This is a genomic window from Niameybacter sp. (assembly GCF_036655075.1).
Classification (GTDB): Bacteria; Bacillota; Clostridia; order Lachnospirales; family Cellulosilyticaceae; genus Holtiella.
Map to the genome: position 1 here is coordinate 1 of NZ_JAVVQU010000062.1, position 11,099 is coordinate 11,099.

The window sequence follows — 11,099 nt, forward strand, 5'->3', positions numbered from 1 at the left end:
GACACCGCCCTTTCACGGCGGTAACAGGAGTTCGATTCTCCTATGGGTCATTGTAATATTAATAGCCAGCATATCACAGAATATGCCGACGTGGCTCAATTGGCAGAGCAGCTGACTTGTAATCAGCAGGTTATCGGTTCGAGTCCGATCGTCGGCTTCAGTGAGGGCCCTTAGCTCAGTTGGTTAGAGCATCCGGCTCATAACCGGACGGTCCCGGGTTCGAGTCCCCGAGGGCCCACTGCCTAAACTATTAAATTACATACTAAAGCAAGGCCCAGTGGTACAGTTGGTTAGCACGCCGCCCTGTCACGGCGGAGGTCGAGGGTTCGAGTCCCTTCTGGGTCGTTTTGGTCGCTTAGCTCAGCTGGGAGAGCACCTGCCTTACAAGCAGGGGGTCATAGGTTCGAGCCCTATAGCGACCATTGATATGCCCGAGTGGCGGAACTGGCAGACGCACAGGACTTAAAATCCTGCGAGCTAACCCTCGTACCGGTTCGATTCCGGTCTCGGGCATATTTATAAAGTGAATAGTTAAATAAAATAATATGTGCGCATAGCTCAGCTGGATAGAGCGTCTGACTACGGATCAGAAGGCCGAGGGTTCGAATCCTTCTGTGCACGTTTCTTTTAACTAGACTAAAAGATAATATAAAAATGGTAATATGTGCGCATAGCTCAGCTGGATAGAGCGTCTGACTACGGATCAGAAGGCCGAGGGTTCGAATCCTTCTGTGCACGTTTATTTTTTTGCTCAAAATGCAAAAAGATGCAAGCCGACGTGGCTCAATTGGCAGAGCAGCTGACTTGTAATCAGCAGGTTATCGGTTCGAGTCCGATCGTCGGCTTTCTAAGTAGAATAGGGTATAGAAGTATTTATGACTTCTATACCCTATTTTTGTATGCTGTAAAAATAATATATAATGCAGTCAATAAAATATATTTTCATTCCATTCTATTGTAAGTATGATTAGATTAGAAATACATTCATACAGAGGATATAGGAGGGTTATATGAAAAAAGCAAAGTCAACAGGGCGTGTAACGATACCTACCCAAATCGGGTTTGATACGGAAACTATTGAACTTATTGCAAGATGGGGAGCAGATGCAATAAGAGATTGTGATGGGACTAAATTACCTGAAACAATTAAAAAGGAAGTTGAAAAAGTATATACTACATACTTCTTAACAAGAGGAGACCAAGAGTGGGCTTACGGAAATCAAGAAGACTTACAACAATTCTATTTAATGAGTGAGTATACTCTAGCAGAAGACAGTACTGTAGAAATAGAATTATTAGAGGGATACTTTGATCAACAAATACGTATTGATGAGAGGCATGATCCTAGTGAATGGTGGGAAGTTATTGACCGAACAACCCAGACACGCATAGATAAAGAAGACTGGAAATACGAAAGCGGGAAAGTTATTGTTCAAAATAGCGTACCTTGGCATGAGTATACCGTGAGTTTTTTAGCATATGCTATATGGGACCCCACTCAGATGTATAACCATATTACAAATAACTGGGGTGACAAACTTCATGAAATGCCTTATGATGCACGAAAGCCTCAAACGAGAGCGCATATGCTAAAGATCCTTAAAGAATGGTTAGATGAAAATGAAGATTGTACAGTTGTACGTTTTACTACCTTCTTTTATCATTTCACCTTGGTATTTAATGAATTGGCCAAAGAGAAATTTGTAGATTGGTTTGGATATAGTGCAAGTATTAGTCCAATGGCTATGGAAGCTTTTGAAGCAGCACGTGGTTATAAGTTAATACCAGAAGATATTGTAAATAAGGGATATTATAATTCACCATTTTGTGTACCAACCAAAGCGTATTTGGACTTTTTAGACTTCCAGCAACAATTTGTATGTGAGCTTGCAGCTAAATGTGTAGAGATGGCACATGAAAGAGGCAAGGAAGCAATGATGTTTCTAGGTGATAACTGGATTGGAACAGAGCCTTATGGCAAGCATTTTGAAAAGATTCAATTAGATGCGGTAGTTGGGTCAGTTGGAAGTGGTTCTACACTTCGTATGATTTCTGATATTCCTCATGTGAAATATACAGAGGGAAGATTCTTACCATACTTTTTCCCAGATACATTCCATGAAGGAGGCAATCCAGTAGGAGAGGCTCGTGAAAATTGGTTGTGTGCAAGACGTGCGATTATGCGTAAGCCAGTAGATCGAATAGGATATGGGGGATACTTAAGCTTAGCAGCTCAATTTCCTGATTTTGTAGAATATGTAGAGAAAGTATGTGACGAATTTAGACTGATTTATGATAATATTGGAGGCACAAAGCCTTATGCAGCACCATTCAAGGTAGCAGTACTCAACTGTTGGGGAAAATTAAGAAGTTGGCAAACACATATGGTGGCACATGCGCTGTGGTATAAGCAAATTTATTCTTATTTAGGTATTATAGAAGCTTTAAGTGGCATGGCAGTAGAGGTGGAATTCATAAGCTTTGATCAAATTCGTGAAGAAGGTATACCAGAAGGTGTAGGTGTTATCATTAATGCGGGTGATGTTGGGACTGCCTGGAGTGGTGGAGAAAACTGGAGTGATGAAAAGGTACTTACAACAATCCGTAAATGGGTGCATAATGGGGGAGGATTTATTGGTATAGGTGAACCCTCAGCTTATGAAAAAGGTGGACGCTACTTCCAATTAGCAGATTTACTGGGAGTGGATAAGGAAATTGGATTTACACTTAGTACGAGAAAATACAATCAAACAGCAGTAGAGAAACACTTCCTTTTAGAAGATGTGACAGAACCCTTAGACTTTGGAGAAGGCATGAAAAATATTTATGCTAAGCCAAAAGCTACAGTAGTACATATTGATAAGGAGGATGTAGGTATTGCTGTTAATCAATATGGAAAAGGCAGAGGTGTATATATTGCGGGACTTCCTTACAGTATTCAAAATACTAGGTTGTTATTAAGAGCATGCTATTTTGCAGCAACACAGGAAGAGCAGTATAATAGATGGAATACCACTAACCCTTATACCGAATGTGCCTATTATCCAGAAACACATAAGGTAGCGGTTATTAATAACTCTTATGAAAAACAGCACACAAAAGTCTACTTTGAAGATGCACATTATGAGGAAATTACATTAGATCCAATGGGAATTAAATGGTTTGAACTATAAGGAAAATACTAGAACACCTCCATTCATAGAGTAATTGAATGGGGGTGTTTTTGTATGAAAAAATATGCATATAATATAAAATTTATTAGTAAATTTCAATAAAAATAATAAAATTTTGCTAAAAATGATGAAATATAATATAATGAAATATAAACATAGATTTAAAAATGAAAGGATGAAATTATTTGAGGCATAAGATAAAATTGAAACTTCGTAATATATCTATTGAAAAGAGATTAGCTTATGCATTTTTCTTATTATCGTTAATTCCTATATTAATTGTTGGAACACTATCTACTAAGATTGCTAAGGATGCTATTATAGATAAAAGTACAAATTATATTGTTCAGTTGGTGGAAGCTGTAGAAGATAATTTACAAAATGAGCTACGTAACTATGAGGTATTGCTTAATGAACTTATGGTAAATCCTTTAGTACAAAGGGCTTTTCAAGTGTATGATATGAGTACAAATGCTGAAAAGGCAAACATGAGAAATAAAATAAGTGATATATTAATTGCTAAACTCTCATCTTATCCTTATATTCGAGATATAAAGATGGTGAACTTAGAAGAAGAAGTCATTTATCAAAGGGGATACTTGTTAAATGATGAAACACATATAAAAGATATGACTGAATCCATAAGAGAAATAGGAGGACATGTACAGTGCTTTATCCAGCCTATTTATGGAGAAAATTATATTGTGTTATCTAAAAGGATTAATTCAGTCTATACCCAAAAAGAAGTGGGCTATATCCTATTTGTCATTAAAGAAGATGCAGTGAGAATGATTTATGAGGACTTGGATTTAGGAGAAGGTGCCAATATTAGTCTCATAGATCAAAGAAATCATATTATGTCTTCTCAGTATGAAAGTTATCAAGCGATATTTAGTCGAAACTTGCTGACACAGTATAAAAAAGCAGTGAACTTAAAGAAAAGTTGTTTTGAATACTTAGATGGATATAGGCGCTATACAGTTGTGGGTAGTCCTATGCAAAAGTATGGTATTGATTGTATTGCTATCATTCCTAATAATTATTTTCTAAAAGAAATTAATGCAATGCAAGAGCAAGTTGTTTTGTTGGTTTTCACTTGCTTTATTCTATCCTTTATTGTGTCTAAGAGCATTAGTAAAAGTATTATAGATCCTTTGAAAAAATTAAAGACTTACATTGCAAGTGCTATGGAAGAAAAGTTTCACACAAAGTATGTAGATGATAGCCCAGACGAATTAGGGATGCTAGGTCGGAGCTATGTTGAAATTAATAACGAAATGCATGAGATGATTAATAAGATAGCTAGAGATGAAAAAGAGCGTAGAGAGTTAGAGCTTAACATGCTCCAAGCTCAGATTAACCCACATTTCTTATTTAATACTTTGAATTCTTTAAGATGGATTGCTATGATGAGTGGAGCAGATAGTGTAAGTGAGGGGATACTGGCTTTATCAGACCTATTAAAAAATACCATTATTCAAAAGGAACAGTATATTTCTATTGAAAATGAACTAGAAAATGTGCATAACTATATGCTTATTCAGAAGTTACGCTATGGGGACTCCTTTAGATTAACATTAGATATAGAAGAAGACTTATTAAAATGTAAAACCTTAAAGTTTATTTTACAACCTATTGTAGAGAATGCCATTATTCATGGAATTCGCTCAGATGAGAGTATCTTGAATATCAATATTACCCTAAAGGAAGTAGAGGATGGTCTTTGCTTTGCAGTAGAAGATGACGGCAAAGGGTTCGACATGAGCCAGATGGAATGTAATGAGCACAAGGATATTAGATTATCAGGAATAGGTATTAACAATGTAGTAGATCGTATACGTATTAACTTTGGGGAGCCATATGATGTAGAAATCCAGAGTGAAGTAGGGAGAGGTACAAGTGTAAAATTACATATTCCTAAGATGGGGGAGATCTAAATGTACAAAGTATTGATTGTAGATGATGAGAAGATTATTCGCATAGGAATGAGGACTATTATAGATTGGGAATCCTATGGCTTTAAGATTAGCGAGATTGCAAGTGATGGTGAGCAAGCACTACAAGTGATACAAGAGCAGTCTATAGATTTAGTAATTACAGATATTAAGATGCCTAAGATGGATGGAATTACATTAGTAAAAGCACTAAAGGAACAAGATTTTAAGGGACAGATTATCATGTTGACTAGTTATGGTGAGTTTGACATGGCACGTGAATGTCTTCGTTATGGTGTGCATGACTATTTATTAAAAGGAACATTACGTTCTACAGAACTCATTAAGACATTAGATGGAGTAAGGCCCAAATTAAAGCAGCTAGAAAGAGAGAATGAAAAAGAAGAAGTAGCAGAGAATAAAGAGGATTTAGTGTGTATAGAGCAAGTTGCAAGAAAGGTACTAGGAAATAGTGAGAACAAGATAGATGGGAAGGCCTTTATAAGGGGCTATCAGTTTTTGCTTATTAAATATATTAAAAGTAAGTTTGACCAAGAAAAAAATCAGGACAAGACACTTATAAATTATCAAATAGCTATTCAAAACATTATTACAGAAGTCATGCCTAAACAAGATAAAAGTCTGGTAATCATTGAAGGTGATTGGTGCTTATACCGTTTGCCAATACCCCATGAGACACCTTACCAAGAAGTTCATAAAATAAGTTTACAGATTCAAAATTTGATTAAGTTATATACTAACATTAAGGTGATAGGTGTAATAGGGCGCACGGTATATACTAACAATGATTTGCAAGATTCGATTAAAAAGTGTATGCGTGTAACAGAAATGGCATTCTATACAGGCTATCAAGACATTCTGAAAGAAGAAAAGATTAACTTGATAAAGTCCTATAGGTTAAAAGAAGATGATACTTATGAAAGACGGCTCTATAAGGCGATGAGAGATGGAGAGTATGCTCAGGCTGTACATGGTTTAGAAGCCTATATTGAACATCTAAGGAAGTATTTTGTACCACAAAGAGAAGTAGAAATTAGTCTAGATAGGATTTTGCAGCAAGTGATCTTAGATTATGGGATTTACTTAGAAAAGGATAGACAGCATTTAGCTGAAATTATTGAACAGTATAGAAAGAGTACAACACTAGAGGAACTACAAGTCTTAATTAATGAGCTGATTTATACCATTTGTACTTCTATGGAGCAAGTTAAAGATAAGCATTATCGTAAAGAAATAGTAGAGATTATGGAGTATGTAGAAGCGCATATTGGAGAAAAAATTACTTTAACTTTCATTGCAAATCAAGTGAATATGAATGAAAGTTATATTAGTAGGTTATTTAAAAATGAGACAGGCATGAACATTATTAACTATATTAATATTCGAAAGATGGAAAAGGCAAAGGAATTACTAAAAGAAAAGAACATGATTGTCAAAGATGTAGCCTATGCATTGGGATTTGAAGAACAATCTTATTTTAATCGTATGTTTAACAAGTATTTTGGCGTGAATCCTAAAGAATACAAAAAATGTGTAAATGAGAACATTAACAGGAGTCTCTAGAGTAAAGAATATGTAAAAGGCTGCAAATAAAATTCATTTAAAACGATTAGTAAGTCTCATATAATGAAACTAACCTAATTGATAAAAGAACTTCATATTAGGAGGAATTACTGTGAAAAGAAAGTTTATTGTAAGCTTAACAACGGTGGTAATTATAGGATCTATATTTACAGGATGTATGAGAACCTCTCAGTCAGATGCTATAAATCAAACACAAAATTCCGAAGCAGTACAACAGACATCGCAAGCACAAATAGGTGAAAACCAAGTATTAGATATTGCTGTATTTGAAGGTGGATATGGGCGTGCGTACTGGGATGCAGTAGCAGAAGCTTTTGAACTACAAAATCCCAATGTAGATGTTGTTGTAAATGCTAACCCTGAAATTGGTGATATTATTCGTCCAGATTTACTCTCAGGTAATGCGCCAGATTTCATTTACTTGCCATCTTCTAATAAATCAGGGATTACAGATGCGCTAGTAAAGGACAAACTTTTAACAGATCTTACAGATGTATTTGAAGATAGTGAAATTAAGAGTAAGATTTTGCCAGGATTCATAGATAATGTGGCGACACAACCCTATGGCGATGGGAAAACTTATTTAGCACCTTTGTATTATTCTACAACAGGATTATTTTATAACAAAACTGTATTTACGCAAAATGGATGGGAAGTTCCAGTAACATGGGATGACTTCTTTGACCTTGGAGACAAAGCAAAAGAAGTAGGCCGTTCACTCTTTACATATCAAGGCTTAGATCCTGGTTATTTAGAAGCGATGCTTTTGCCAGCAATTACGGCTAAAGTAGGTCCAGAAAGTTTCATTAAAGCACTTAACTATGAAGATGGTGCTTGGGAGCAACCAGGTATTACAGAAGCCATGGGACAAATCGAAAAGATTGCAACAGGGGACTATTTAATGGATGGAACGGTAGCCCTTAGTCATACACAAGCGCAACAACAATTTTTAAGAGGTAATGCACTCTTTATTCCATGTGGAAGTTGGCTAGAATGGGAAATGGCAGACTCTCCAAGAGAAAATGGATTTAAATGGGGATTTGCCGCAGTACCAGTCTTTGAGGAACATGATACGAAGTATGTATTTACAACTATTGAAGAAATGTATATTCCAGTAGCATCTGATCAAATTGACTTAGCAAAAGCATTCTTGAAGTTCCAGTATTCTGATGAAGCAGTAGCGTTGAATGCACAAAATGCTAAAGGTATTCCACCAGTAAAAGGTGCGGCAGAGCAACTTAAAGCAGTGGTATCACTAGCAACTTATGAGACTTATAAGCTATTTGATCACGGCTATGAACCATCTATTTTAAGATTTGGGAGCGTACAAGGTACAGAAATGAGCCCAAGAAATGAATTGTTTGACCAAGTAGCTTCTGTTATGAATGGTGAGATGACAGCGGCACAGTGGGCAGCACGCATGGAAGAAGTATCTGATGCAGTCAGAGACTATGTTGTAAAATAATAGCTTTTAAAGGAAAGTAGAAGGAGGGGGTTAGAGGCAGATCCTCTCTTTTTTGTATACCAAGAAACTCTATTTTTAATAAGTAAGTAGAGGAATAAGTACAGTACCAGGGAAATGAAGTGCTTTCTAATAGTTTTAGTCGATTTATTTCCCGGGAGATATAGGGGGGGATAAAGGCCATTGATTAATGTGCAACTTGTAATATGAGATCAAGTTAAAATCAAAGTTAGAGTCAAGTTTTGGATGGCACTTAAAAACACTTTTTTCTTACTACTTGTTTGTATGGCTATTACTATGTGTTTATCTTTATTTTTTGCAGCAGTACTTACACAGACAAAGTTTAAAGAGAAGAATTTATACCGTGTGATTTTCTTCTTTCCCAATGTGCTTTCTATTGTGATTATTGGTGTACTCTTTAGTCATATTTACGAGCCGAATACAGGGATTTTGAATGTTTTGTTGAAGGGGATAGGACTAGAAAATTGTGCAAAGCCATGGTGTGGCAAGCTGTCGGGTATTATATGGTCATGTATATGGCAGGCTTGCTAACGATTGGTATATTCGCTTTTATGTCTTATTGTAATGAATACATTCTTGCCTTAACTGTATTAAAGCCAGACAACTATACTTTGCCAGTAGGACTTAAAAACTTAATGGAAGTTCAAAAATTTGCAACAGATTGGGGGGCTATGTTTGCTGGATTAGTGATTGTGATGGTTCCCACCATGCTGTTTTATGCTATGGTGCAAAAACACTTAACATCAGGACTTAGTATAGGCGGATTAAAAGGTTAAAAATAGTTGGTAAAAAAAACTAAGCTGAAAAAGCAAAAGCATTGCTAGGATGGGAAACTAAGAAAAACATAGATGAAATGTGCGAAGACACATGGCGTTTTGCTTCAAAACATTATTAAAAAATTAAGGACTAGAGTCCACATTGGATAAGCTAGGCCTTGAATAGAGATAAGGTGTAAAAATCCCCAATAATACAGTGTTCTATATAGAAGAAACTGATTACTAGGGATTTTTATTTTAATGAGCTTTTTTAAAAGGTTCGTCTTGAACGTAGATACCTGTAAGCTTTTGAATACCACGAGGAATAGCGTCTTGTGAAGTCTTCCAAGGGGCAGCGTTGTTACGGTAATCATTTTTATCAATAAACCAGGACAAGTCTTCTTCAAGGCGTTTAAGATTTTCTTTAAGCATTTGCTTGCTAGTATTCATAAAGAAAGTTTTTGTCTCACCCTTTAGGCGGTAAGGCGCAAGCTCTAAGAGGGCTGTAAAGTGCTCGAGGCACATACCTTTACTATTTAGAAAGAGGGTTTTAAATTCTTCATTACTTTCTAAAAGATAGAAGAAAGTTTCCATATAGCGTGTGAAGTTACGCTCAATACGTTCACAGATGTAGCAACTATCAAGTTGTTCATGGAGAGGGGAGGTAGCCAAAGAGGACTCTGAAGTATTTGTTTGCGTAGCGTGTTTGAGACGTTTGAAAAGGCTTGGAGAAGAAGTGTCTAGGTTACCGAACATTTTATCTAAGTCTTTTTCAAGTTTTTGATAATGGGTATGTAAAATAAATGCTAGACCTAGTCGATTCCCGTAGTCGTATAACTTTTTATAATGATCTTTGCAAAAGCCTAGGCGGTCTGTCTGGGCACGAATATCATCTTCCATATAGGAGGCACCGAGTGTAAAACTAATAGCATCTTGTTCCAGGCGGCGGTGAATAAAGCAAAAAGGACACTCATCCTCAGCGTTAAAAGCGTCAGTCAGTGGAATGGTATAAAGGGTATCTTTCATAATAGTCTCCAATCTTATTTGAGATGTATAAGGATTATTATTGATATGAGATTAAGCAAGAATTTAAGTTTATTATACCATATAGGATAGTTAAATAAGGAATATTGAAGTAAAATAAGCATAAGATTATATTGGATAAAAACCAAGAAAATGGTAATAATATGAAAAGGACTTTAAGGCATTTAAAGGATGTGACGAGATGGTAAGTAATGCAATAGTAGAACAGGTGGATTGCTTTGATATTGGACAAATATTAGAAAGTGGACAAGTTTTTAGATTTGAAAAAGTAAATAGCCATACCTATGTCCTTGTGGCCAAGCAAAAATGTATTAAGCTTATCCAGCAGCCAGGCACCCAGTCTTTGATGATTCATCACACCAGTATTGGAGAGTTTGAACAGATTTGGAAAGATTATTTTGATCTTGGCACAGACTACTACAAGATTAGCCAGACATTAGCCAAGAAGGATGAATATATGAAGGCAGCTATTGAATTTGGATATGGCGTACGTATATTGAAACAAGACCCTTGGGAGATGCTCATTTCTTTTATCATTTCACAAAATAAAGGTATTCCACAGATTAAACAGTGTATAGCCAATATTACTGAGCGCTATGGTGAGGAGATTGGCTATGACTATGACACCGAAAAGACTTACTATACTTTCCCAACACCTGAGCGATTGGCAATGGCAACCGAGGAGGAGCTTAGGGCATGTAAAGTAGGTTTTCGAGCGCCTTATATTGTAGATGCTTGCAAGAAGGTAGCAGGAGGTGAAATAGATTTAAATGAGATCTATATCTTACCGGCTATGGAGGCGAAAGAGAAGTTGATGCAAATCAAAGGGGTTGGACCTAAGGTCTCTGATTGCATTTTGCTTTTTGCCTATAGTAAGATGGACTTATTCCCTACAGACGTATGGATTAAGCGTGTCATAGAAGGTATGTATTTTGAAGGAAAAGAAATTTCTCTCAAAGCCATTCAGAATTTTGCACGGGAATATTACGGTGACTTAGCAGGCTATGCTCAACAATACTTGTTTTTCTATGGTAGAGAAAATAATTTATATAAATAACTTTAAAGGTATGGCTAAAAAGTGAATCAAGCTATACCTTTAAAGTGG

The 11,099-nt window shown here is 36.1% G+C and carries 8 protein-coding genes and 8 tRNA genes; 15 read left to right on the forward strand and 1 reads right to left on the reverse strand.

Going from position 1 to position 11,099, the window contains the following annotated elements; translation table 11 throughout:
- Nucleotides 1-84: 84 nt before the first annotated feature.
- From RRY75_RS12810 to RRY75_RS12875, 14 genes are all read left to right on the forward strand, one after another.
- Nucleotides 85-157, forward strand: a tRNA-Thr gene (locus RRY75_RS12810).
- A 7-nt stretch (nt 158-164) separates the two neighbouring features.
- Nucleotides 165-238, forward strand: a tRNA-Ile gene (locus RRY75_RS12815).
- A 33-nt stretch (nt 239-271) separates the two neighbouring features.
- Nucleotides 272-345, forward strand: a tRNA-Asp gene (locus tag RRY75_RS12820).
- A 4-nt stretch (nt 346-349) separates the two neighbouring features.
- Nucleotides 350-422 (forward strand) — tRNA-Val (locus tag RRY75_RS12825).
- Between the two features lie 7 nt (nt 423-429).
- A tRNA-Leu gene (locus RRY75_RS12830) sits at nt 430-513 on the forward strand.
- Between the two features lie 34 nt (nt 514-547).
- Nucleotides 548-621, forward strand: a tRNA-Arg gene (locus RRY75_RS12835).
- A 43-nt stretch (nt 622-664) separates the two neighbouring features.
- Nucleotides 665-738, forward strand: a tRNA-Arg gene (locus RRY75_RS12840).
- Between the two features lie 34 nt (nt 739-772).
- Nucleotides 773-845 (forward strand) — tRNA-Thr (locus RRY75_RS12845).
- 165 nt (nt 846-1,010) lie between these two features.
- Nucleotides 1,011-3,173 (forward strand): 1,3-beta-galactosyl-N-acetylhexosamine phosphorylase, encoded by a 2,163-nt coding sequence (gene gnpA, locus RRY75_RS12850; RefSeq protein ID WP_332527769.1) that lies wholly within the window; start codon nt 1,011-1,013, stop codon nt 3,171-3,173.
- A 185-nt stretch (nt 3,174-3,358) separates the two neighbouring features.
- Nucleotides 3,359-5,110 carry a sensor histidine kinase gene (locus tag RRY75_RS12855; RefSeq protein WP_332493518.1) on the forward strand — a complete coding sequence of 584 codons (1,752 nt, stop codon included), beginning with the start codon at nt 3,359-3,361 and terminating at the stop codon, nt 5,108-5,110.
- Nucleotides 5,111-6,691 (forward strand): response regulator transcription factor, encoded by a 1,581-nt coding sequence (locus RRY75_RS12860; RefSeq protein ID WP_332527768.1) that lies wholly within the window; start codon nt 5,111-5,113, stop codon nt 6,689-6,691.
- Nucleotides 6,692-6,803: 112 nt separating this feature from the next.
- The gene (locus RRY75_RS12865; protein ID WP_332493520.1) at nt 6,804-8,177 is read left to right on the forward strand and encodes a carbohydrate ABC transporter substrate-binding protein; all 1,374 of its coding nucleotides are present in this window, start codon (nt 6,804-6,806) and stop codon (nt 8,175-8,177) included.
- A gap of 243 nt (nt 8,178-8,420) precedes the next feature.
- Nucleotides 8,421-8,726: a hypothetical protein gene (locus RRY75_RS12870; protein WP_332493521.1), complete on the forward strand. Its 306-nt coding sequence runs from the start codon at nt 8,421-8,423 to the stop codon at nt 8,724-8,726.
- Nucleotides 8,711-8,971, forward strand: coding sequence for a hypothetical protein (locus tag RRY75_RS12875; protein WP_332493522.1), 261 nt, complete (start codon nt 8,711-8,713; stop codon nt 8,969-8,971). Before RRY75_RS12870 ends, RRY75_RS12875 begins: the two co-directional genes overlap by 16 nt.
- Before the next feature lie 237 nt (nt 8,972-9,208).
- Here the strand turns inward: RRY75_RS12875 and RRY75_RS12880 are convergent, their stop codons facing one another.
- Nucleotides 9,209-9,976 carry a DUF6062 family protein gene (locus tag RRY75_RS12880; RefSeq protein WP_332527764.1) on the reverse strand — a complete coding sequence of 256 codons (768 nt, stop codon included), beginning with the start codon at nt 9,974-9,976 and terminating at the stop codon, nt 9,209-9,211.
- Nucleotides 9,977-10,175: 199 nt separating this feature from the next.
- Here RRY75_RS12880 and RRY75_RS12885 point away from each other — a divergent pair, with 199 nt between their 5' ends.
- The gene (locus tag RRY75_RS12885; protein WP_332527763.1) at nt 10,176-11,051 is read left to right on the forward strand and encodes a DNA-3-methyladenine glycosylase family protein; all 876 of its coding nucleotides are present in this window, start codon (nt 10,176-10,178) and stop codon (nt 11,049-11,051) included.
- The last annotated feature ends 48 nt before the right edge of the window (nt 11,052-11,099 follow it).

Bases quoted from the DNA above. Each gene is read 5' to 3' on its own strand.
- gnpA (WP_332527769.1), top strand. From the start codon at position 1,011: ATGAAAAAAGCAAAGTCAACAGGGCGTGTAACGATACCTACCCAAATC.
- RRY75_RS12860 (WP_332527768.1), top strand. From the start codon at position 5,111: ATGTACAAAGTATTGATTGTAGATGATGAGAAGATTATTCGCATAGGA.
- RRY75_RS12870 (WP_332493521.1), top strand. From the start codon at position 8,421: ATGGCACTTAAAAACACTTTTTTCTTACTACTTGTTTGTATGGCTATT.
- RRY75_RS12875 (WP_332493522.1), top strand. From the start codon at position 8,711: ATGGCAGGCTTGCTAACGATTGGTATATTCGCTTTTATGTCTTATTGT.
- RRY75_RS12880 (WP_332527764.1), bottom strand. From the start codon at position 9,976: ATGAAAGATACCCTTTATACCATTCCACTGACTGACGCTTTTAACGCT.
- RRY75_RS12885 (WP_332527763.1), top strand. From the start codon at position 10,176: ATGGTAAGTAATGCAATAGTAGAACAGGTGGATTGCTTTGATATTGGA.